Raw genomic sequence first — 23,244 nt, 5'->3', positions numbered from 1 at the left:
CGATTATTTCCCCGGCTCGAAACAGCATGGAACAAAGGAGAGCTGCATCGTTCAGACGAGAAGTGTTAGACATAGTCGCCTCATATTGAAAACCTCTTTGAAAACCGTTGACCATCACCGGCGTGTCGCAAACGTCGATTCGCGAGACTCCGGCATGTTTGTCCCTTCTGCTCGGTCCCCTCATGACTTGGCTGTCAGATTTACCACGAAAACGCTGAACAAATCAAAGTTGGATTGCTGACGCAATCAGTGGACAATCGATCCAAAACCGTGCTATTGAGTCAGCATTGTCAACTGCATCGCCATCAGCGAGGTAACAGTAATGCAAACGCAAGAGGCACACCAAGTACAAGACGAAACCAACCGCCCGGCAATGACGCAACGTCATGGTCGCTTGACATTGACCATCTGGCCAAATCAAACGGAAAAGGGAACGCGATATTCCACAGAGATCACGCGAACTTGGAAGGATGGTGAAAACTATCGCACCACCAGTCGGCTGGACGAGCGAGACCTGCTGGTCGCGGCCCGGCTGGCAATCATGGCCGACGACTGGGTCAACGCGGCACGGCAAGCCGACTGGGAACACGCCAGGCAAAATGGCTCATCGCCATAGCCACCATTTCACGAAACGCGCGGTGCCGAGAAACGTGCTGATCAGTAGGACCAGCGACAGCGGCCAGCCAATGGCCTCGGGTACGGTCGATGGCACCGCGTCTCCATCATGAAACAATCTCACGGCTGCCACCAAGACGAAGGCGAACAACGTCGCTGCGAAAAGAAAGAGGTGCATCACAATCGCACCGCCCTTCGCGCCAAGCAAGACGCTCGACAAGATTGGGTCGCTAGTGAGTCGTTGGAACTGCGAATCACTCGTCATCAGCCGAGCGGATGCGACAAGGCTTGCGATGATTGTGGTCGCGTACAACATCGCGTTGAGTGGACCGTGGTGCAGTGATTCATAGACCGGCTCCATTGGCTGGAACGCTAGAAGAAATCCGACGAACAGGAAATGGTACGCGAACAAGAGTGGCATGAAGCACAAAGCGAACCTTCCAGCAAAAGCTGGTAGGTGTTGTACAACCGCCGGGCCGTTTTCGCGGGCAAATGATGAAATGTACTCCCAGGGGTCGGGCTGCGGCTGTCGAGGCGACGCGTTGCTCCGGCTCCGCTTTTTCCTCTTTTCTCGCGGAAGGATCGGTTCGGAGACGCTGCCGTCTGGATACTGATTCGTTTCAAAATTCGGCATCGCTACTGGGCGATCTTGCAAAGGATCAGCGACGTTAGCGTGGGGCTCCGCGATTTTGGGGATGGCGAGGCCCAAAGCCCGCGCGAGTTGGCAACTCGTTGGGCGATCTGATTCGGGACAATCGAAAACACTTGTATCTAGCAGGTGCGGTAGTCCAAGTTGTTCGGCCAACGGTTTCACGGAGGTCAACGTTGTATTGCGTTGTTGCCAACTTCCCGGGGCATCCGCGGGGGGATCGTTTTCCGAAAACGCAAGTAGTTCGAGAAGGAGCATGTCGCGGGCGCGCCGATCGGAATAGGCAAAAGCATGCTCATCGAGACATTCTTCCAGGTCTTTAGGGCAATAACCTGACATTCCTGTGACGCCTCCATCACCGATCGAGATGCGAGGGTCATCTAGCGTTGGTGATGTTTGGTAAACGAATGCGTCGAAGTCGATCAAGTTGACCTTTCCGGTCCTTGCATCCAAAATCAAATTGCGGTCGGTCAAATCGCCATGGACGAAACCTTTCGTGCCAATCTCCTCAAAAGCCGCCAACGTCGCGACTAGATTCTTGGCTGCTCGAACTCTATTTATTGGTGTCGGTAGTCCGTGAACGGCATCTACTCTCCCGTGAAAAGCCCACTTTACACTTCTCCAAGTCTGGCCTGGCACCGCGTCATGAAACGTAGCGATGAAATCGAAATCGCAACCGCTCGGACGACCGTATTGCTGAGTCGTTACCCAAGCATGAGGAAGCCCGCGGAATAGTTCAGACTCTTGAAGAACATGTTGACCAATTAACCATTCGGTTCGATGAATGCGAGCTGGTGACGTGCGGTGAGGCTGAATGAAACGAAGGTAGGCAACCGTCTCGCCAGATTCGCCAGACATTTCACAAACCGACGCTTCCCCACCGCCTGCGACTTCGCCAAAAGACAAAGGCCAACCATCGAGTTCCCAAACTGTGCCATACAGCTCTTGGAGCTGCCGTTTACTTACATCAACCCAGTCCGTCATGGCGAGATCACTGCCAGCGTCTGATTGTCGTCACTAGCACCAGATCGAATCGAAAACTGGAGTAAGTCAGTCGCCACTGTGCATCGGTCGCGATCGACACAGCGACGCATGACGTCGATCGCCTGCGAACAATCGCGCTCAATCGAACCGGTCACACCATCGGTGAATAAGTAGAGCTGATTCGCTGAAGCGAACTGGTGGCGATATTGGGGCTCGACAACATTTGTCATTGCTCCCAAGCAGGTCACTGGGCCCGAACTTGATGGAAGATACATCATCGGAACGCATCCGCGATCAAAGTCGCGAACAAATCCACCATCACCGATACCGTCCAAGAAAATCTGATCGCCAGCCTGCCAAGCGATCATCACCGTCGTCTGAAAGAGTCGGCCTGCTTGAACGAATCGAGTCCAATGGCTTTCCGGCACTTGATCTGGGCGACAAAGGCGAGCGTCACCCAATATGCGTTCGCCAATTGCGAGAAATGTTTCAGCACACTCCGAGATTGGGCTGCGTTGCTTCTGGTCCTCGGTCCGGACGAGCGCAGCAACGGACGCGTAGCAAGCTAGTCGGCTGCCCAGCTTTGACTCGAACGATGCGCTGACGCCATCCGCGATAGCGACCGCCCACTTGATATCGCCGTCGCCAAGGGGAACGAACGCGAGGAAAGAGTCGCGATTGGTTTCCTTGTTTCCGTGATCGGACGCGACTGAGAGCACCGACTTGCCCGTTTCAAGAAAGCCGGGTGATTCCAGAACGGTTCCACGCTCGGCCAAAGCATCGCTGTTGGCGGAAATCGTGTCAGACAAACTTTCAAGTAGAGGACTTTCCATCTTAGTTCGCAGGCCCTTCCTAACGCGGCCGTCGTTTTCGCTCGAGATCGCCGACGGCCCGGAAGATTTCAGCGGCAGTAGATGATCCAGAACTCGCTGCCTTCGACAGGAACTGTGCCAACATGGATGCATTCGATACATCGAAGTACGCAGGTCGGTTTGATTCGTCGTCAATGCTCGCCAAACGCTTCAACAAGTTGACGTCAGGCTGATCGCCGCCAAATTCTATTCCGACCGTTAGAATAAGTGGCGGCGCGCCGATGGACAGTTTCATCGTTTTGATGCGATCGGCGATAGGAATAGGGTCATGATTCTTCGCTTTGTCGAATCCATCCGACATAAAAATCACAAGCGGAACCGGGTGTGCCTTCGGCATCTCATGGAAGCGGAGATAGTTCTTCTCGTAGTGCTGTAGCACGGCCTCAATCGTCCAAAGTGCTCGGTAGTACTTCGTGCGATCTGACGTCCCGGCAAAGTCAATCGAGTCGGCAGGGAAATCAAGGATGGGCACACCGAAAGTTTCTTTGTCGTAGTTGACGTACGTGCCGAACGAAAACACCACCACATCAAAATCAGAACTTCCGTCGCATTGCACCACCATTTCAGCAAGCATGTCTTTGACGGCGTTCGTTGCGGCCTCGGCCTTTCCGTCATGCGACATTGAACGGCTATCGTCGACAGCGAGTATCACTAGCTGCGGACTGAAGCCCCTGGCTTGCCGCTTGTTCGGGTCAACACGGCCTGCATACTTTGGAAGCGGAATCGGCGCGTGGAAGATCGAGTCGTAATCAATTTCGACTAAGTCTTCGGGCCGTACGACGGTCGAGGAATCGACGGATTCATCGTATTTGTCAGAACGATTTCGTGACATCTCTATACCTCTTGAAGTTGTCGAGGGATGCGGTGGCGTCCATGAGCGGAACGGATTCGCAGACGATGCTGCTCCGGACCAAGTGCTGTGATGCTCGTGTCGATGTGATTGGCAACGTTGGTCGGAGTCGCATTGCGGTTTGCAAATCGACTAGGCCAAATGACCAGATTGTACTCGCCAGTAGAACGCTGTGAGGAACTTGAGATTGGCGAGACCACTCACTGGGGTTGTTGTTCGACGAATCTTGCCCAAAAAAATGGAGTATCCACCCAAAACCGGGGCGGTAAGCCGATCAACTCAAACGTCGTTGCCGGAGGTGGCCACCTTTATCCCACGACCCCACCACTGAAGCTCGCCGAAAGGCTCGCGTCATCCCCGGCTGAGGAAGCAACCCTTCTCCGCCGCATCCGGCTCCACCTGTTCGCTCCGCTCCACGAGAGTCCAGGTCCGCTTCGCTCTCCACCTGGACACTCGCTCACTGCGTCCACCTAACACCCACCGGCCGGCTGCGGCTCCGAAGTGTTGCTGTCCTTTTTCTATGCTTCCTATTGCGTGGGCCTCGCCAGGGACGGCTGTAGGAGGCCCACTCAACAGGAAGCATGTTGTTGATTTGGGTTTCCGATTCGATTCAGCCAGTTTGAACGGCTGATGTAATGTTGAAACGTAGAAAGAACAGGAGCCAAGACCATGGCCATTACCGTAAGAGAAAAGGAACATTGGAAAGAACGAATCATTCGCAAGATTGACCAAGCGATTGAGGCGATCTGCGCAGCAGAGAACCCGAACTTTCTGGAGAAGATTCGCAAAGAAGCGAACGACCAGGCGTTGGAGTCGCTGGGCATTGCACATTTGGTGAAAGAAATCAAGTCACTCGGAACGCAACGGGAAACTCTTGATATTGAACGTCGTAACATTCTCAAGCAGGTGCTTGCGAAGATTCAAGGCGTAGACGTTGAGTCGCTTACCAAGAACGTCCATTCGTTTGGAGACTACGAAATTCAAGCGGCAGTCAATCGACGCGCTGCCTTGATGGAAACGGAGCTGCTAGCCGGAAACGAAATTGGCAAGCGGATTCTGAAGTTGCGTGAAGAGAAGGAAGAATTGCTCGACACCGTTTGGCTCGCAACATCGCCGAAACAAGTCAAGCAACTTTGGCAAACGGTTTCCGAAGTGTTGAAACAAGAGCCCACCGATTTGCAGCGTGAAGCGATGGGAATCGAGCCGTTGGATGAACTGAACGAGAAGTAGCCCAAACGGACCGGTCGCCTCGTGCGACCGGTCCAGTTTATGCGTTGCGAATAAGTCTAAGTTGTGAGAACGTGAAGCACGCGATAAACCGGATTATCGTGCATTGATCGAGATCGCCCGTGACCACGAAACCTGATTGTTTTCCTACCACTATCGAGGCCGAAGTATCGGCGTCCGTGCTCGATTCGCTTGCGGCGATCCCGGAGGAAAGCGTGTGGCTCGCCAAACTCAAGAGCCGGCGAACCCGAACTGCCTACCGGCGAGACGTGGAAGATTTCATGAAATTCGCGGGCATCACTGCATCCGAACAGCTACACCGAGTCGATCACCGACCCGTCATCGCTTGGGAATCGCACATGCGCGAGTACCAACAATTGAAGGCTTCGACGATTCGACGTCGGCTTGCCGCTCTATCAAGTCTCTACAAGCACCTCGTTCAACATAGCGTGGTTCCGATCAATCCCGTGCGTGATGTCGAGCGCCCGCGAGTAAGCCGCAACCAGGGAAAGACGCTTGCATTTTCCCAGCGTCAAGCTCGGCAATTGCTAGATGCTCCGTCACCGCACACAATCCAAGGAATGCGAGACCGAGCGATTCTGGCCATCGGATTGCAGGTCGGTCTTCGGCGGGCTGAGATCGCCCGTTTGCTAGTCCGCGATCTTCATCAGAATCGCGGGCTGGATTCGATTTGGGTCAATCGTAAAGGTGGGGCTTGTGAATCGGTGGCCATCCATCCGCAGGTGGCCAACCGAATCCGAGACTACCTACGGGCCACAGGCCACGAGAATCAGACCGAGACGGCGATGTTTAGGCCGTTTCGTGGCAACGGAAAGGGTGGGCCTCTAAATCGTGCGTTACACCCGGACGCCGTCAACCGTATCCTGAAGAAGTACAGCCGTGGCTTGAAACTGCCGGCTGGATTCTCCGCCCACTCGATGCGCGCGACGTTTATCACGACAGCGCTCGACAATGGCGCGAATCTGGAAGATGTCCAGCGGGACGTCGGACACGCGGACCCATCGACAACTAAGCTGTATGACCGTCGCGGCCACAATCCAGAGAAGAGTGCGTCTTTCTTCGCGAGCTACTGACTACCGGATCATCTCAGCGACTGCGCTGAAAATTGATTGATCGAACAGCCGATAGTCGATCACTGCGGCAATGACCGCGCCGACGGTGACCATGAAGCACATTCGCATCCTGCTTGATTCAGGTTTCATCACGTATCCACTCAAGTTATCTCGCCAGGCACGAGTGGTCTGGACAATCGGTATTCCTTTTCTTGACTGATTCATGTCGCTATCGTTGCCACAGTTTCGCCTTGAACGCAACCATCGCGAACACACGGAACACCGGTTCACTCCGTCTCGGTCACCACCGAGCTAATTGTGAGCGATTGAAAACGATGCTTTTCATTGGGAATCAATTCGTGGTACACGGATTGAATGCGCAACGCTTACGTAGGAATCGCCAACTCTGGGAATCTTGAGTGCCTTCATGCCGAGGACACTCACACGATCAAGTTCCTGCGCCGACGCATCGAGCGTCGGAACCGAGCCGGTGATGTCTGCTTTTGGGCCGTGCTCGATGTTCGGTTCGCGTCGGTGATCTCGATGGAACTTTCGAGCGGAAACCATGCTCAGGCTTTCACGCTCTTGCAGGCACTCGCGGACGACGTCGGTCGTATCTTGCCGGAAGTGGTCGATCCGCTCTCCGAAGTGCTTGCCGAATAGAGACTGTTGTTCGCATCGTCGACCACCAATTCTTGACCAAACGGCTTGGTAATCCTGCGACGAACCGGGATGCACTTGTAATCGAGTGCCGCGAAACCCGCCGCCTTGCGCTTTCGATTCACTGCTCTCAGGATGGTTAACAATTGCTCTCGGACCGGGCGGTAAGGCTGGAAGCAAACGCTGCGGAACTCGTCTTCGAGCTGATCTTTTCTCCGCCTCAACGCCAGTTCAAGCAGATGGGCACGTAGCGCTGTTGCGGTGCATTTGTCGATCCTGACCAGGGTATGCCATTTGCCAGTCCGACCGCAGGCCGAGCGGCGAACCGAGTACCCGCCGAACTGAATTCCCACGCGACGACAATCACGCAACTGATCGGCAGAATGAGACTCGAAGAACGCGTGTTGACCATGAGTTGCGACGAGAATGAACTGCCGCTCGTAGCGAAGATAGTGAACCGACGCGAAGCCGGCTTGTTTGCGGCGTGACCTCTCCCAACGCTTGCAATCGATTCCGTAGCGCTCAATCAGTTTCGCATCAATCGACTCAGGATTCTTTCCGTCCGGGATTATTCCAGTGACGTAAAAGTAGTGACCTGTGTTTACGTATCGAACAAGTTGTTCAATGAAACCGTCGATGCTGGCCGCGACGTAGCGATACTTCCAAGACGTCATTACTGCTCCGACGCTTTGATTCTTGACAAGAAGATGAGGAGTTTGTTTGTGGCACAAATCTCCTCGAAAAGCCAATCGTCGCTCGATCGAAATCCTCCTCTAGAACGTGGTGCAAATCCCGAGGCGTGTGCAGCCGGCTCCGCATCCTGCTTTGCCGGGCACACTCAACTGGCGAAGTAGCTCCCGCGTCTGCGAAGCCCTGTTTCTTCGTTACAGTTGGTTAATACCTCTTCGTTGCATTTCAAGAACCTTCGACCAACGCTACTCGCACGGGTAGCGTTGGTCGTCAGTACGTCGCCACAGGCGGTGATCTCTCCCGAGATTCTCGCGTGAAGCCACATTCAGGTCCTCTTCCAAGAAACCGACTTTGCCCGATTGCAAAGCCGGCATCGACAGCATGGGTCTTTCGTACGAAAAACCGCGTCGTCCCTTTCGTCATTGCCATGTGCATCAAAGCATCACCCTTGATACGGCAAACGGTTCAACTGTCCGAGGTGATTTACCGCAACTTTCGTTCGGTATTGATTGGACAGCAATTTACGACTGCCTTGCCGTGCGCGTTCGGACCTCATCCCGACGCGTCTGAGCCTTCGCCCAGAAAACCGCTCCGGCTCCCGCCGGATTTCTACTCAGGACACACTCCCAGAACCACGTGTTGGCAAATTGCCAGCGAGAGCTAACCCCGCACACGCAGCCCCTTCCCCGTTTCGTAGCCATCATCATCTCGAAGCTCACGTCGCTACGTCGTGTTACCGACCGGACACAGTGGTATGTCTCAGACTCCCGCCCGAGCATAGTTTCCAACATCCGATTGCTCGGAAGTTGATTTCAGGAAAGCGAAACAAGAAGCCTTTCCTTACCCATCCGCTGTGCCTTTTCACAGTTCGGCACCGTCTTCTTCGAGACTAACTGGCAAGCGTTCTCACGCCTTTCATGGTTGAGCTTTTCGCGTTCCAGGTTTTGACTGGATACCCGAAGGCCGCTAGACCCTCGGCATGACGGGCGTTACCCGTTCATGACTCCCCACGCCAGCGAAGTTGAACGAAGCTGATCGACAACAGTTGTTGTCGACCGCACTGCTGAGATTGAACTCTCAGTCAGCTAGCTCACGAACCCCTTCGGCGGGATTTGTTGCGTTCTCTCACGAGAGATCGCAACTCACCCGGAGGCAACGGACTGGATCACCAACCCGCAACCTCGCTGCAAACACGCAGCCTTTGATTGACCACGGCCTATCAGTTCGGAACGTCCGAGCCGACAGGTTTTCCACGGTCGCCCTCTTTCACTATTAAGTTTGAAAAGAAATCGAGTCGAATCATGGGGTTGTGTCTCGGCATCATGCCAAGGATTTAATCCATGAAGCCCTCGTCGATCACAGCAAGCCCGATCTCCAGGCACTGCGCTCTACGCGGAAGAACGTGACGGATAGCGACTCCCGTCCCCTTCAGTCGGCTGATGAAGCCAACGTTCCGGGTTGTTCCCGACCCATGCCATCGAACAGAAACGTTGTTCGTATTCTGACGATCACGAGGTTGTTAGTCCCGCAAGCCGGACGCTAGCGTACTTCTAGTCCCCGATCATCTAGTTGGGGCTGCCTATCGTGCATCGAACTAAGTGCGTGTCGCTTGCGTCACGTTTCGGGAAATCGGACGTGTCGGCTGCGTCACGTTTCCGCGCTCGCCACGTGTCGCTTGCGTCACTCTTTTGCGGATCGCATGTCTAATGAACCATCGCAAGTTGCCAAAAAGATTGGGATTTCCGTCGCGAGGTGCCTGCCGCCTGCAAGGGCCAAAGTACCTGTTTACAAAGTACCTCGAAAACAAAGGAGTCGATTCTGGAATTGAGTTGAATTCCACTCACTTCACAGCGGTTTTGTCCAATGCCGGCACCAAGCCGGATTCAATGACTTCGGCCAGCACGTTGGAGACACTCGATGGCTTTGCGTTGGGAGGTCGCTCCGATTCAGGGCTGCCTAGATTGGCGTTAGCGAGCGATTCTCGTTTTCGCAGGTCGAGCCACCAGTCCGGTGGGGTTCTCGTTCCCTGGGAGGCATGTTGGACGTTGTGCATGAAGAAGGCTTGCGGGCTACGCTTGAAAAATGAGCGGCCCTTGTGTTCGACGGCGGCCAGCGTCACGTCGGACCATTGCTGAATCAAATGCTCATCAAACTTGTGCAAGATTCGCTGGCACTCATGATCGCCGAATCCGATTGAGCGGAGCGGTTCAGCGAGTGGAGATTCGATTCGATTGGACGCGGGCCGGGCAACCTTCCTTCCGAAGAACTTGCCTTTTGAAAATCGAACGGTGAACTCACCCTTCGCGCGCTTTTGGAAATCCGCTTCACCGGCGATGATGTTATGAATACGCAGCCGCTCGGCGAGCTTTGCGATTCGCACCTTGATTTCGGATGTTCGCAGCGAGTCGGAAAAACCAAGTACGTTGGTGCCCAATTCCCGGATGTCGATCGCCGGCGTCGTGCGATACCTCCAAAACAACTTGTGGAGCAATAGGAACAGGCGCCGACTCGCTGGGTCTAGCTCTGTATACACCTCGAAATCGAATGCCAGCACGCTGCATGCCGCCAGGCAATACTCGAAAAAGATCGGGTCCCAGGAAATTTGCCACACTCGTGATGAATCGCCGTCTATCGGCAAACTGTAGCTCAGAAAACCGAAACTGACCCGACGATGCTCTCCCCGAAGCGGGTCATAAAACGCATCGTTTCGGTAGGAAACCAGCGACAGCCGTTCCAGTGATTCCGCGAGTTGTTGGTATTGCCGGCCGCCACGACGCCGCGTGTCGATCTTGCCAAGCTGCTTCAAGCAGTAGTGTCGTGTCGCGAAAAAGTTCGGCGTTGGCTTGGGTTGTGACAGCGTCAGTGAGAGAAGGCCCCACAGAAAGAACTCATCTTCCGTCGACAATCCGCCGGGGCAAGTCACGCGGACCGATGCTTGCTTGCGCTTTTTGTCTTTCGAGTAGCCGTAACTTGTCTTGTGAACGAAGTTCTCTCGCAGCGATGCCCGTGCATCAAGCGGACACAAGCAGTGCTCAATCAGCGTCAACTGTCCGACGGCTGCTCGCAATGTCGAGCACTTGGTGGTTTGTTTTGGTGATTTTGCTGTGGCCATAACCCTCGGTGATTCTTACCAGTCGACCGTACCACGCAAGCTGTCGTGGCGCGAGCATTTTCGTGTGGGAATCCCGATGACATGGATGCCAGAATGCCGTCATTGCTGGAATTCTGGAAAGGCTGGCATTACCGAAAAGCGGCATTGCCTGAATGCTTGAATCACCCGAATGCCAGAAAGTCCGTGACGGATGATTGACTGTCGTGGTACGGCTATTCACATGAAGATCATCGCAATCACCAACCAGAAAGGCGGGACCGCCAAGACAACGTCCACCGCGGCGCTCGGTGTGCTACTCAGTCGTCGCGGAATCCCGGTTCACCTGATCGACATGGACCCGCAGGCTGATCTGACAGCGGCATTCGGAATCGACGGCAGTAATAGCCGGCTCTTCGATTGCCTGCGAGATCAGTCTCGACTGGAAGTCATCAAGGTCGCGGAATCATTGACCATTTCACCAAGCAACCTGCAACTCTTGCGGGCCGAATCGGAACTTCTCACTTCGACATCCCGAGAGTTCGTATTGCGGACCGCCCTGCGAAACACCGAACTATCTGACGAAGGCGTTGTCTTGATCGACTGCCCGCCCTCGCTTGGGGTTCTCTCGGTTGCTGCGTTGAGCGCTGCTCAGGGAATCTGTGTCGTCGTACAACCGGGTGGCTTCGAGCTACAGACCCTGGTCCATCTTGGTCAGACCGTCGACCTTTTGCGTCAGTACGTGAATCCTGAGCTGCAAACGATCGGTGCGATCGTGACGAACAGTCATCGCCGCCGCAGCATTACGTCGCAAGTTGTGGATGAATTAGCGAGTCAATACAGCGTGTTAGGTACCATTCGTTCCGATGCAAGGATCGTGTACGCAACGACCGCCGGCAGCATCCATCGGCTTCGATCATCGTCCGCGATGGAAGATTATGACGCAGTTGCTGACAGAATCGCTGAATGGCTGGCCGTGTGAGCAAGCCACTTCCTGGAATCGCCAACGTCCTGGGCGGGTACATCAGCACACCGTCGGTCGCCCCAGCCCAGGAGCCGCCAGAGAAACCGAAACAGGAATCGGCTGGTCGGGCGAAGAAGTCCCGTCGCCAACGTGCCCGGCTGGGACGCCCGCCGGGGGTAAATTCCACAAACCGAGCACCAAAAGAAAAAGCAACGCTCCGAATCGACACCGAACTGATGGCGGAATACCGAGATTGGTCCTGGGACGCGCGGTGCCAACTGGGCGAATTGGTCGAGCGGGCACTCGTCGATTATCGCAAACGCAACCGTTAGTTCGGTCTAAGAGTCTAAGCGCTTTCTCGACTCACGTCGGCGTTCATGCGACCGCGAAGCCGCTTGGCATGATTGAAGTACGTTGCTCGACATCCACCACCGAGTCGGACAAACTCCTGGACCCGTTCGGACTCCGTCGACCAACGAACGTCCGACTTTAGCTTGGCAACCAAACTCGTAGTCGCTGGCAGTGTTTCCTGCAACAACATGGATCGCCAATCGAGTCCTGCTGCTTTCAGTTCAGATGCGCGAACGTATTGACGCATGGACGGATTGATAACAAGCGAGAGGTGCCTGCCGAACCAGTCGTAGATTTCATCGTCGTTGAACCAGCTACGGACCTGTTGATGCACTTCGCTGGCCGAGGGTTGGAACCGAATCACGTGACCGCGATCCTGCACGGCGGCGACATTCTTATCTAGAGTCTTCCATTCGTTGGCAATGATCACGACCCGGCTCGTGGTCTCGAACGCCCGTGGAATGCCCTGTTTATCGAGGGCAGCGGATGCAGTTTGCCAAGAGACTCGCTTGACCGGGTCCGTCTGGCAAAGTGTCTTGAGCAATCGAACCGCGTTGCGATCCGAATAGAGGCTATCGACGTCGTCGAGCACAATCACTTGGTCACGATGATTCCAGGCTTGCGAGTAGACACCGAACGCCGTTGCGTTGCCTTCGATCCAGCAAGCGTTCGCCATCACGCTTCGAACCGTCTGACTCTTGGCGAGCCCCGGTTCACCAAGAACAATTAACAGATTCAAGTGTCCCTCGGCGAACGCTTCAACAAAGCGAGTCATCTCGCCATAGGTGCTGACAACAAACCCGGGTTCCTTCGACGTCGTGATTTCTCTTTTCATGGGCGGGGAAAAGTGGACCGATCGCACGATGCGACCGGTCCGATTCGTAACATTGCTAGGTCGAATCAAGTTCGACATTAGCACAAGTCCGTTCTTGGGGTCCAACGAAGAATTGAACGCTTAGACTGGGCTGCTCCAACCACTTGCCCCACACAACCCAACACCCGCCTGCCCCACTCCTCCCCGGCTATCGACGGCCTGCTCCGCAATCTCTGGTCGGCTCCACTTGCAATGTCCGTGCCAGGCCCGCCACCGCGCCGCCGCCCCTCCTCAACCTGTCACGGACCTTGCCGCGCTTCGCCTCCCGCCGATCGCTCCGCAGGCCGAGTTTCTTTTTTTGTCCCTGGGGTGGGTCTGTCGATGGGCGAGAGACCCACCCCAAGGACAAAAAATGCGAGGTGGGTTGTACGGAAAAATCGTCGGAAATCCCGACACTTGCTAGGTAACTCGAAATGCAAAAGGACACAAAACGAGAAGACAACGCCGATTCGTCGACGACATACCAAGGCTGGGAGAACTATGCGACTTGGTGCGTTGAAGTTTGGTTAACAAACGATTCGGGCTCGTATCACTACTGGAGAGACCGAACACGTTCGACCGTTCGCGGCGCATGGTCAATGGACAATGTGATCAGTGGGCTGTGGACAGAATCGGAGGCAGCGCGCATCAGCCTTGCAGAACAACTGAAGGAAGCCACACACGACGAATCACCGCTTCAGGAAGCGTCGGTCTATACCGACCTACTCGGCTCGGCACTGGATGACGTGAATTGGTCGCAGATTGCGGCGTCCTTCATTGAGAACTTTTGCGACTAGGAGATTAGCACCATGAACTACATATTCGTTTACACAAGAGAACAAGCAATCGCGGACGGAGTCCTGATCGACGTCACGAAGACGGCCAAGGAAGCAGGGTTGTCATTACACACGGTCGTGACGGACGCCGTTTGGGCTGAGTATGTTCGCGTTCCAGATGGAATCACGTGCCAAGACGAAAGCGGACGACTCTGGGACATCCTTTGGATGCTTCGCTACGCCATACTGCAAAGCAAGAACGCAGAACCGCAGATGATGTTTGAACTGTACGTTGCCAACGAAGAAGGCAAGCCAGCCGAACTCGTCAAACTCAAGGCCATTGTCGGACCAGGCGACGATGAACGTCCCGTTCTTACGATTCTGCTACCTAACGAAGACTAAACCCCCATCATGCGACCGGCCACATGCCGGTCGCATCCTCACCGATATCATCAAGAAAGATGGCAATCGGACGCGTCCCACCGATTGCCATCGCAATTGCCACCCAAATCATCAGAAAACCACGCGAATCACGGACTCCCGACGAAATCCATGCGCAAACGCCAGAAGTAAAACAAAGCAGGGGCAACCGTGCGCAGATCGTGAGTTCGCACCGGTCGATATTTCATGGCCCAGCAAGCAGGCGATGCCAAGCGACCTGGCGCTCACAAGGGTAGAATCTCGACTGAACACACTCGTAGAGGCGACTCATGGATCGGCGAATTCTCACCACGCGTAGGAATGGAATCGCGACGAGGCGTCGCGGGGCCGTTGTCTGCTGTTTGCTGTCTCCGGTTCTCGGTATGGCCTTGTCGGGTTGTGACCGCAATGCCGAGGACGTACCGGTCGGGGACCATCCGAATATCGTCGTCACAAGTTGGACGATCTCGCATGGACAGCCGGTAAGTGTGCAAAGTGAATCGGGCGAGGTCACCGTTTCGGCTTCGTTTCCCAGACAGGACGTTGTCTCGAATGAGGTTGTCTCCGTTCTTGTCGAGACGAAGATTGCTCCCGGATTCCATATCTATGGCGACTTGCCTTCGCCAGGGCCGTTCACGCCATTTTCGATCGAGGGTTCAACTGACGATCAGTCTCTGACCATCGGTCCAGCATCAATCCCAGAGACCAGCGACACGGCTGACGGAAAACCAATTCATCGCGATTCGCTTTCCGCCTCGCTTCCGATCCGATTTTCAGAATTGCAAGCAGCGAATTATCGCGTGACAATCAAAGTCCAATTTCAGGCGTGCAACGACCTCGTTTGCCTTCCGCCCGAATCCTGCACCATCGAACTTCCAATTGTGGTCAGTCAGTCAACTCCTTTGTTAGAGAGATGATCTACGATGAATCGCCCGTCCATCAGTTCGTTTCCTCGGTCTTTCGCGGTAGCGTTTTTGCTCGTTGTTATTGCCGCGATCCTCGCTCCACCATCGTCAATCGCCAAGGAGCTCAAAGGCCTGCGCGTCATCTACGTCGGTTCAGAGCGAGCCGACGAGTTCGTCGAGTTTTTGAAGCCACACGTCGCGGTGATCGAGTCAGTGGATCGTGATGCGTTCAAACCAGCGGATGCCGAAAAGTTTGACGTGGTGTTGCTGGACTGGCCCCAAAGTGGCAGTGCCCGAATGGAACGCACGGATACGTCACCGCTTGGGATGCGCAAGGACTGGGGACGACCGACCGTCTTGCTGGGGAGTGCAGGGCTCAATTTGGCGTGCGCCTGGCAACTTCGCGGCGGCTCAGGCTGCACCTGTCTCGATCCGGTGGCGTACGACCTGAAATCACATCCCATCTTTGAGTCACCCTTTCCAATTGACCGCACTGCGACCATCGAAATCGACACGCCGTCGTCATTCCAAGATGACATGGACGAAAAGTCGATCGAGGTGATCCCCGTCGTCGATGAGCACGAGAAGAACTGGAAAGCCGGATGGTGTACGTATTCGACTGCATTCGACGTTTATCCCGACGTCGAATTTTTCTGCGGCGGAGTCAATCATAAAACGCCAACCGCCGCGGCGATCTGGCGACAGGGCAACTTGATGCATTTCGGTTTCGAGCAATCACCGGCCGAGATGAATGATACCGGCAACCGAATGCTTCTCAACGCGATCGCCTACATCAGTAATTTCAGCGAAGATCGCCCCATCGCGATCACGCCGTCAGTCTTCGTCGGACCACGTGCCCGACCACGCTCGACTGTTGCGTCTTGGCTCAAGAATCCCGATCGAGCGAGTTGGGTGGAAAGAATGGTGACGCCGGAACTGTGGCAAACCATTGAGTCACAGGGCAATGCCGACGCCATGGCAGCGTGGGCCGAATCGCAAACGCCTTACTTGACGACTGATCCAGAAAGCAAGTTGACCATCGACGAGGATTTGCTTGAAATTCAGATGGGCTTTGACGACCCCCGATTCCTAGAGTCCACGATCGAAGGCTTGTCGGCAGACGACAAGGATACCGTCGATCGAGCAGCACGGTTGCTTGCACGCTACGTGCCAGACGGTCCAAGTAGCGGTACCGCAGACGACTGGCAGGAATGGCACAAAGAAAACAAGCCCTATCTCTTTGCGACCGACTTTGGCCACTATCGGTGGTACGTCGACCCGTTGGCCAAGAAACGTGCCACACCCACCCTGCAGTTGCGTGGGGCTGATCGAATGGACCGGAATTAGACGCCAGCCATCAAAAAAGATCGCTTTCGATGCGTGACATTTCTTGACGAGCGTGATAGGGAACCAGTGTCAGCAGCAGAATTGTTCCTTATCGAAGCCAAATATCTGTAGACATCAATGCCGCCTCTTGCGTCGATCGGGCTTCACGCCAGGTCGCCAAGAGAGGCCGGCGGTCTTGAAGGTTTTCTTAGTGAGCCCCATTCGTTACGAGCTTCCGAGCTGTCTCGGTCGTTCCGTCGATTGCCGCTGCGCGTGGTAATCGGCGGTTCGACCGCGTTGGTTGAGCAATGATTCTTGACTCCCACTCGGAGACTTGTAGCGATGGCTACTCTGACAAAAGCAAATGAGGAACTGTTTCGACGGACGCCCGACGAATGCTTCGACTCGTTCGACAGCCTGTACGCCGAGTGTTCGCGTTCGCGTGAACAATCAACGGACCTCTGGGAACTCCCGCAAGACATCTCGCTGACGCATGATCTAACGATCTGCAACGGCGAGGGTTCCGAATACCGGTTGAACGATTGGTCGTTCTCGCAGCTATGCCGCACGGCGGGCGTTGGGAAAGACACGGTCAACCGGCTGTCCCGGAAGACGGCCAGCAAGGTGTTTGAGGAAACCCTGCCGCAGGCGGAAAAGCCGATGCAGCTCCTGACGACTGAAAAGCAGATTCGTAGCGTTCACGGTGTTGCCTACACGCGGCTCTGGAACGTCGAATTGCTGGACGTGGTCAACGAGTATGCGTCGTTCTTTACCCCGCCGCAAAAGGCGATGGATGATGTCAGCACCGGACTGTATTGCGGAGAACAGGACATGTTCGCATTCCTGATTGACCCGACCGGATGGGCCGAGATCGAAGGACAGGCGTTCGCGCCGGGCTTTTTCATCTGGAACAGCGAGGTCGGACGCCGAAGCATTGGCATCCAGACATTCTGGTTTCAGCGTGTCTGCCAGAACCACATCGTTTGGGATGCAACCGAAGTGATCGAATTCACTCGCAAGCACACCGCCAACGTTCGTGATGCTTTGCAAGAGATTCGTATCATGCTGGACAATCTGGTCACCGTTCGCGATCAACGCAAAGACTCGTTCGCCGCGATGATCAAGAAGGCAATGACAGAGAGGCTTGGTGATGACGCCGACGAGGTCACGAAGGTGTTGACGGCCGAAAAGATTCCGCGACATCTAATCAAGGATGCGATGGGGATCGCTCGGACGCAGGGTGCCTTTACCATTTTCGCGATGGTCGATGCGCTCACCAAGCTGTCCCAGAAGGTGGATTTTGCCGGAGATCGAACGGCGCTCGATGCCAAGATCGGCGGTCTGCTGTCGATGGCGGCATGAACAATGTCGACATTGAACACGCAGTATGAGTGTGACGGATGCGGTGCGTGTTGCCGCAGCAAGTTGGTCGATATCTACGAAATCGACATACTCAGGAACCCGCGGATTGCGGAGCAGATGATTCCGCTTCGCGAACCGGGTTTCGATGGCGAGATTGGCTACCTGAATTGCGTCAGCAATGGCGGGTGCGTCTTTCTTCGCGACGACAATCGGTGTGGAATCTACACGACGCGCCCGTCGGTTTGCGTGCTCTACGAAGCGGGCAGCGACGATTGTCAACAGTGTCGGCTTGACGCTGGCATTTCACGTCTCGAGCCGATGTCCCTCACGAAAGCGTGAGTGTTGGAATTGGTTCGCTCTTTACTCTTACTGAAAGGAGGGAGCTATGGCTCAACCATGGACCCGCAAGTGACTTGGAATTCGTTGCTCGAAGAGTGGGCAAGGCGAAGCTGGCGCGACGTGACAGAGCTGGCTGAAGCATTGCTCGATTGGCTGGATCGTGGCGGATTCCCACCGAAGACGTCTGACACACCGGAACTCGGCAGCGAGTGGCATGCGGCAGTTGCGAAAGCAGCGGCGATCTATGCCATGAAACGTGCTGAAGCGGTATTGGACGATCCCGACGGCATTCCGGCACGCGTCGCATTCACGCTGACGTGTGCCCAATGCAACGTCGAAGGGCCAAACACGTTCTACGAGGCAAAGCACAAAGGCTGGACGCGAATTCAGTACATGCCTGCGTCCACATCCGAGAACTTTCTCGGCATTTGCTTCCCATGCAGCCAACGTCAGTAGCGACGTTTGGTATCCGGCCAGTCGAATTCTCGACAAGCCGATTCTTTCCTTTCATCCATTCTCTATTCGGAGACAACCAACATGGCTACCAAACAAGCCAACAAGACGACCCGCCCGACGCAAGAATTTCGACTTGGTCGAATCCGTGCGGCGATCTGGGAGAACGAAACGGACAACGGTGTCCGTCACAATGTGACGATCAGTCGGCTTTACCGAACCGACGACGGCGAGTGGAAAGACTCAACGTCATTCGGTCGGGAAGACTTGCTGCTCGTTGGCAAAGTGATGGACCGATGCCACACCTGGATTTACACCGAAGCCCGGAACGGAAACGGAAACGGTGAATCCAACGGTAATGGCAAAGGCCGTTCCAACCATGACGAGGATCACGACGACGGAAACGTCCCGTTCTAGCCTCCGCTGGTCCATTTGTGTGAACCTGTCGTTTCCTTCCTCTCAGGTGGCTCCGGTTTGCAGATTTTGAACCCAGGTTTGACGACCGCTGGCCACCACCAGAACACCGACGTGTTCTTTCTAATCATCAGGCACGAACGAACTCTTGCCGACGCCCCAACTGACGCGCTGCGTCACTTGGAAGCGGTACGGCAACGACACGGTTTTTCCAAGCGTCCTCGATCACTCACACGAACCCGACGGCCTTTGCGAATCGCGAAGACAAGACGGCCCGTGCGATCGGCGGGAATAGTGGGCCTACAGAAATTCTTGGCAGTGTGAACCGATTCACCCACTAAAACTAACGAACGAGTTGAAACTCGCTGTCCGGTCGCGCTGTACCCCTGAATCCGGCATCATCAGCCAAAGGTAGTTCAGAACCGCACCGCTTCCGGTTCTGAACGAAGCAAGCTAACCACTCGCAAGCCGCCGACCGCATCTGCAACCCCCGTCTACTTTCGGAGCAGAAAGTCGATTGCTAGAATGCTCGTAAACTGAGTAAATCAACGCGATTGAGGATTCAAGCGTGACCAAACGTGTCAAATTGGGGGCCTCTAGTGGTCTGCGTCGTCGACAGCACGCACTGCTTGCGAAGTCATTAAGCAGTCGCTTGAAACCGAGTAAGGGAGCAAGGCCCGGTCGCCCTTCCGATCCAACATGGAATCAGCACGGAAAATTGCCGATGAGCGAAGAGACTGCTGAACTGCTTCAGGATTTGGCGATCGAGCTGAGTACCGCGCAGCGTAAGATCAGCCCGATGCAAGTCGCAGCCCATCTACTTGAGGTCCAGTTGAAACGGTATGCCGATACGGCGAATGGAGAAGGCGATGCCGAGAGCAAGTGCGCATAGATATGGATCGTCCAGGCGCAAAACGAACGGGCATTGGTAACCGATGAAAATCAGCAAGATCAAATCGCACTTGCTTGACTGTGGCTATCGTAGTGACTTGTTGCGTTCTGATTACCAATTCAGCGAAGGACAAACGGTCAATCCTCTTGTTGGCTTCTCTCAACTTCCGCTCGATGCGCGTAGCTCCTGCGTCGCTGTCCTGCAAACGAAAGGCGATCCTAAATCCGAAGTCCAGCAGTGTCGTCCGACTGGCGCTCCGCTCGTGTTCGTATGTGCTGGCGACTCGCTTCAATGGTGGCGACAAGGAGCGGAATCGCCGACTTGGGTAGATTCTGTCCACGAAGATACCGTCGAACAGTTTTTCGATGACCGACGAGACGATTTTTCTCCGGATGCGATTTATCGTGCAAAGACCTGGGGGCGATTCCGCAAAGAATTTCAGTTGAGCTTCGTCGACATCGGTTTGATGCCATTGGTCGAAGAGGAAGTTGGCAATGCTTTAGAACAATTCATCGAACGTAGTGTTACATCAACCAAATCTCGCCTGGGCTGGAACGTCATCTCAGCCGAGCAGGGACATTGGCTCTTGAAGTCGGTCTTCTGGCTTCTTTCAGCGAGAATCCTGCGAGACAAGAGCGTCTCAACATTTACTGATCTCGATTTGCCTGATGTTGACAATACCTTCTCGACGTTGGCCAGGCACTATGGGACGCCTTCCATCACAATCGGGTCGAATCTTCAACGCGAAGCCCTTTCGCAGGTCGCCGAAGAGCTGGTGCGTTTTAGTAATTTGTCCTTAACCACAACGGAATCGCTCGCGCACGTTTATGAGAACACGCTGATATCGAAAGCAACGCGTTCCGAATTGGGGACGCACAGTACGCCTTCCTATCTAGTGGACTACATCGTTGGCAATCTGTCCGACTGGATCGAGGAAATCCCAGAAGCACAGCGAAGCGTGTTTGAGCCGGCGTGCGGACACGCGGCATTCCTCGTGTCAGCAATGCGATTGTTGACCGAACTACTTCCAGCGTCCAAAGCAACACCGGGACGGCGTCGCCAATACCTCCGCAAGCGAATCCATGGCATCGACAAGGACCACTTCGCTCTCGAACTTGCTCGTCTTGCGTTGACGCTAACCGATCTTCCCAATCCTGACGGATGGGACTTGAAGGCAGAGGACATGTTTCTGACGGACGCGTTGGAGACACAATCCAAGACGAATACGATTCTTCTGGCAAACCCACCTTTTGAAAATTTCTCGGAAAGCGAATCGCAGCATTATCAGGCGAAGGATGCGTCGCCTACTATCAGCAATAAAGCTGCTGAGATGCTGAAAAGAGCCTTGGAAGCGATGCAGCCCGGCAGCGTTTTTGGGTTTGTCATGCCGCAGTCTGTATTGCACGCCAAGTTTGCGAGCGAGGCCCGAAGGGTTTTGCTGGAACGGTTCGAGCTTCGAGAGATTTCTCTGTTTGCAGACAATGTGTTCAGCTTCGCCGATGTTGAATCGACCGTCTTGATTGGTCGTTGCGTCGGCGCGTCGACGAAGGCAAGCAATTCGGTTCGCTACCAAAAGGTACGTGAATGGCAGATGGATGACTTTCGCTCGTCGTATCAAGTCGCAAACGCGAGAGTGGTATCCCAGTCACGCTTCGTCGAAGCTGATGATTGGGAAATGCGAGTTCCTGATTTAGAGGAGGTTTGGGACTACTTCTCGAAACACTCACTTCTTGATGAGCGGGCGAGTCTTGGTCAAGGACTCCAATATAAAGGTGTGACACTTCCAGAGAATGCAATAACCTATTCGTCGTCGGAATTCCCCGCGTCGGAGCAAGGCTTCATCCGATTCGAGCCGGACGACATCGACACAACGAGCCTTCCAAAGTCGTTTTGGATGAGTTTGGACGACTCTCTAATCCGACGAGCTCTAACTGGTACAACAACCGGAGTGCCGCAAATTTTATTGAACTACGCTCCCGTAAGCCGAGGACCATGGCGGTTAAAGGCATTGATCGACTCAATAGGGCATCCGGTCACCAGCCGATTCATTACGGTGCGTTCAAACCAATTTTCTCTTGAGTCGCTGTGGGGAATCTTGAATTCGCCAGTGGCAAACGCCTTCGCTTTTTCGCATCTAGGAAAGCGGGACAATATCGTGGGAGTGATGCGAAAGCTTCCAGTGCCCGAAGGCGAAATTTTCCCAGAACTAGACGACGCAGTCAGAACTTATTTTACAGCGGCTGAGAGTGGCTGTCCTGCGGATGAAATGCAACAGCTCCTTGCTCGCGTAGATGCCGCCGTGTTGGCGCGATATGACTTACCTGTTGATCTGGAACACAAACTTCTTTCGCTATTCGATGGTTGGGAAAGACTCGGCGTTCCGTTCTGCCAAGCCGATTTGCTTCCGCAGGAACTTGGTGGAGTTGTTCGTTTCAGTGACTTCGTCAAATACGAAGCCGATTGGCCATCAACAAACGGTCGACGTGGAGTACTGATCGACAAGAAGATCGCTGGAACAATCAGTCCGCATGAGCGAACTGAACTGGAAAGCCTACAGGCGTACGCCGAACTCTACCTGGATCGAGAGACGCCGACTCCGACCAGAGAACTCGAACGGCTCGAAGAAATGATCTTATCGCGGTCTGGTAAATCGGGTGGCGAAAGTTGATGCACGGTTTTGAATACCCCGCCCTGCCTCATTCGCGTCGACATGGTCCGATGGGCTACAAAAATTACGAGAGTTTTCGTCCCTGGCTCCGGGACGAGTTTTTGTTTCGTTGTGTTTATTGCCTTCACCGAGAACGCTGGAACCCAGACGACATCGCGTTCAACATTGATCACTTCACGCCAGTGTCCGTCGATCCAGCACTCACATGCGTCTACGACAACCTGGTTTACGCCTGTAGGCGCTGCAATCGTGCGAAGACCAACATCGTCGGGATTCCCGACCCATGCCAAATCACCTTCGGTGAGTGTCTGAAAATCACAGAAACCGGGGCGGTTGCTGCACAGAACGAACATGGAGTCAAACTCTGCGACTCAATGGCGCTGAATGCAGAAAAGCGAGTCGACGCTCGCGGTCGGTGGATGCGAACACTGCGGTGGTTGCAAGCGACGGACGCCGAACTTTATGACGAGTACATGGGATTCCCGAGTGACTTGGATGATTTGCGTCCGCCGAAGCTAGAACCTCCGTCAAACACGATGCCAGAAAGCGTCGATGATTGCTTCTTCGCACAACGCGAACAGGGGCGACTTCCACGCGTCTACTAAGCTACAAGCCTGCCGTGACACGTCTGGTCACGCCTTCAAAATTGTATCTCCCCAACTTAACAGAAGCGTTGCGTCGAAGCTTCATCAGTTCCACCGACCAGTGAAGCGAACGCCGATGTTGTGAGCGTTCTTTGGGGAGGGGGCAAGGCAGATCAGCGTCGCTACAATGGCCAGCTGTCGGCGACAGGAGCGTTTCTTATCACGATTG

Annotated in this window: 23 protein-coding genes; 16 read left to right on the top strand and 7 right to left on the bottom strand. The window is 54.6% G+C overall.

The genetic code is table 11. From position 1 onward, the window contains the following. Positions 1–322 precede the first annotated feature (322 nt). On the top strand, positions 323–616 hold the full coding sequence (locus CEE69_RS12105; protein WP_099260889.1) for a hypothetical protein: 294 nt from the start codon (positions 323–325) through the stop codon (positions 614–616). Here the strand turns inward: CEE69_RS12105 and CEE69_RS31995 are convergent. The 3 genes from CEE69_RS31995 to CEE69_RS31990 form a co-directional block, all read right to left on the bottom strand. After that, entirely contained in the window at positions 605–1,036 is a 432-nt protein-coding gene (locus CEE69_RS31995) for a hypothetical protein (protein ID WP_143549209.1), read from the bottom strand. The genes CEE69_RS12105 and CEE69_RS31995 overlap by 12 nt on opposite strands. Positions 1,037–2,244: 1,208 nt before the next feature. Beyond that, entirely contained in the window at positions 2,245–3,081 is an 837-nt protein-coding gene (locus CEE69_RS12095; RefSeq protein WP_158231006.1) for a protein phosphatase 2C domain-containing protein, read from the bottom strand. 19 nt (positions 3,082–3,100) lie between these two features. Beyond that, positions 3,101–3,742: a vWA domain-containing protein gene (locus CEE69_RS31990; RefSeq protein ID WP_158231005.1), complete on the bottom strand. Its 642-nt coding sequence runs from the start codon at positions 3,740–3,742 to the stop codon at positions 3,101–3,103. An 897-nt stretch (positions 3,743–4,639) separates the two neighbouring features. On the opposite strand from CEE69_RS31990, the gene CEE69_RS12090 reads away from it, so the two are divergent. Both CEE69_RS12090 and CEE69_RS12085 read left to right on the top strand, forming a co-directional pair. Next, positions 4,640–5,200, top strand: coding sequence for a hypothetical protein (locus tag CEE69_RS12090; protein WP_099260886.1), 561 nt, complete (start codon positions 4,640–4,642; stop codon positions 5,198–5,200). A gap of 119 nt (positions 5,201–5,319) precedes the next feature. Then, positions 5,320–6,291: a tyrosine-type recombinase/integrase gene (locus tag CEE69_RS12085; protein ID WP_099260885.1), complete on the top strand. Its 972-nt coding sequence runs from the start codon at positions 5,320–5,322 to the stop codon at positions 6,289–6,291. Here CEE69_RS12085 and CEE69_RS31985 read toward each other — a convergent pair whose 3' ends face one another. The 3 genes from CEE69_RS31985 to CEE69_RS12070 form a co-directional block, all read right to left on the bottom strand. Next, a complete protein-coding gene (locus tag CEE69_RS31985; RefSeq protein WP_143549207.1) occupies positions 6,292–6,495 on the bottom strand; it encodes a hypothetical protein in 204 nt (67 codons plus the stop codon). A gap of 344 nt (positions 6,496–6,839) precedes the next feature. Continuing rightward, positions 6,840–7,604, bottom strand: a complete 765-nt coding sequence (locus tag CEE69_RS12075; RefSeq protein ID WP_099260883.1) for a hypothetical protein — start codon at positions 7,602–7,604, stop codon at positions 6,840–6,842. Positions 7,605–9,460: 1,856 nt separating this feature from the next. Beyond that, a complete protein-coding gene (locus tag CEE69_RS12070) occupies positions 9,461–10,732 on the bottom strand; it encodes a hypothetical protein (RefSeq protein ID WP_099260882.1) in 1,272 nt (423 codons plus the stop codon). A 220-nt stretch (positions 10,733–10,952) separates the two neighbouring features. On the opposite strand from CEE69_RS12070, the gene CEE69_RS12065 reads away from it, so the two are divergent. Both CEE69_RS12065 and CEE69_RS12060 read left to right on the top strand, forming a co-directional pair. Further along, on the top strand, positions 10,953–11,690 hold the full coding sequence (locus tag CEE69_RS12065; protein ID WP_158231004.1) for a ParA family protein: 738 nt from the start codon (positions 10,953–10,955) through the stop codon (positions 11,688–11,690). Beyond that, positions 11,675–12,004: a hypothetical protein gene (locus tag CEE69_RS12060; protein ID WP_099260880.1), complete on the top strand. Its 330-nt coding sequence runs from the start codon at positions 11,675–11,677 to the stop codon at positions 12,002–12,004. Before CEE69_RS12065 ends, CEE69_RS12060 begins: the two co-directional genes overlap by 16 nt. A gap of 14 nt (positions 12,005–12,018) precedes the next feature. Here the strand turns inward: CEE69_RS12060 and CEE69_RS12055 are convergent, their stop codons facing one another. Then, complete coding sequence (locus tag CEE69_RS12055) at positions 12,019–12,858, bottom strand: hypothetical protein (protein WP_143549206.1); 840 nt, start codon at positions 12,856–12,858, stop codon at positions 12,019–12,021. Between the two features lie 452 nt (positions 12,859–13,310). On the opposite strand from CEE69_RS12055, the gene CEE69_RS12050 reads away from it, so the two are divergent. The 11 genes from CEE69_RS12050 to CEE69_RS12005 all read left to right on the top strand — a co-directional run bounded on the left by CEE69_RS12050 (position 13,311) and on the right by CEE69_RS12005 (position 23,036). After that, positions 13,311–13,673, top strand: coding sequence for a hypothetical protein (locus CEE69_RS12050; RefSeq protein WP_099260878.1), 363 nt, complete (start codon positions 13,311–13,313; stop codon positions 13,671–13,673). Positions 13,674–13,685: 12 nt separating this feature from the next. Further along, the gene (locus CEE69_RS12045; RefSeq protein WP_099260877.1) at positions 13,686–14,054 is read left to right on the top strand and encodes a DUF6573 family protein; all 369 of its coding nucleotides are present in this window, start codon (positions 13,686–13,688) and stop codon (positions 14,052–14,054) included. A gap of 308 nt (positions 14,055–14,362) precedes the next feature. Next, positions 14,363–14,989: a protein-disulfide reductase DsbD domain-containing protein gene (locus CEE69_RS33645; RefSeq protein ID WP_099260876.1), complete on the top strand. Its 627-nt coding sequence runs from the start codon at positions 14,363–14,365 to the stop codon at positions 14,987–14,989. 6 nt (positions 14,990–14,995) lie between these two features. After that, on the top strand, positions 14,996–16,324 hold the full coding sequence (locus CEE69_RS12035) for a hypothetical protein (RefSeq protein WP_099260875.1): 1,329 nt from the start codon (positions 14,996–14,998) through the stop codon (positions 16,322–16,324). 321 nt (positions 16,325–16,645) lie between these two features. Beyond that, the gene (locus CEE69_RS12030) at positions 16,646–17,665 is read left to right on the top strand and encodes a DUF932 domain-containing protein (RefSeq protein WP_099260874.1); all 1,020 of its coding nucleotides are present in this window, start codon (positions 16,646–16,648) and stop codon (positions 17,663–17,665) included. A gap of 3 nt (positions 17,666–17,668) precedes the next feature. Continuing rightward, positions 17,669–18,004 (top strand): YkgJ family cysteine cluster protein, encoded by a 336-nt coding sequence (locus CEE69_RS12025; RefSeq protein ID WP_099260873.1) that lies wholly within the window; start codon positions 17,669–17,671, stop codon positions 18,002–18,004. Positions 18,005–18,073: 69 nt separating this feature from the next. Continuing rightward, positions 18,074–18,460: a hypothetical protein gene (locus CEE69_RS12020; protein WP_233215164.1), complete on the top strand. Its 387-nt coding sequence runs from the start codon at positions 18,074–18,076 to the stop codon at positions 18,458–18,460. Between the two features lie 81 nt (positions 18,461–18,541). Continuing rightward, positions 18,542–18,874, top strand: a complete 333-nt coding sequence (locus CEE69_RS12015) for a hypothetical protein (protein ID WP_199169856.1) — start codon at positions 18,542–18,544, stop codon at positions 18,872–18,874. A gap of 721 nt (positions 18,875–19,595) precedes the next feature. Continuing rightward, positions 19,596–19,763 carry a hypothetical protein gene (locus CEE69_RS32505; protein WP_158231003.1) on the top strand — a complete coding sequence of 56 codons (168 nt, stop codon included), beginning with the start codon at positions 19,596–19,598 and terminating at the stop codon, positions 19,761–19,763. A gap of 43 nt (positions 19,764–19,806) precedes the next feature. Further along, entirely contained in the window at positions 19,807–22,431 is a 2,625-nt protein-coding gene (locus tag CEE69_RS12010) for an HsdM family class I SAM-dependent methyltransferase (RefSeq protein WP_099260871.1), read from the top strand. After that, positions 22,431–23,036 (top strand): HNH endonuclease signature motif containing protein, encoded by a 606-nt coding sequence (locus tag CEE69_RS12005; protein ID WP_099260870.1) that lies wholly within the window; start codon positions 22,431–22,433, stop codon positions 23,034–23,036. Before CEE69_RS12010 ends, CEE69_RS12005 begins: the two co-directional genes overlap by 1 nt. The last annotated feature ends 208 nt before the right edge of the window (positions 23,037–23,244 follow it).

The sequence above is a fragment of the Rhodopirellula bahusiensis genome, from assembly GCF_002727185.1.
Classification (GTDB): Bacteria; Planctomycetota; Planctomycetia; order Pirellulales; family Pirellulaceae; genus Rhodopirellula; species Rhodopirellula bahusiensis.
The sequence above is the reverse complement of the archived record's forward strand: the minus strand, read 5'-3'. Positions and strand labels throughout refer to the sequence as shown.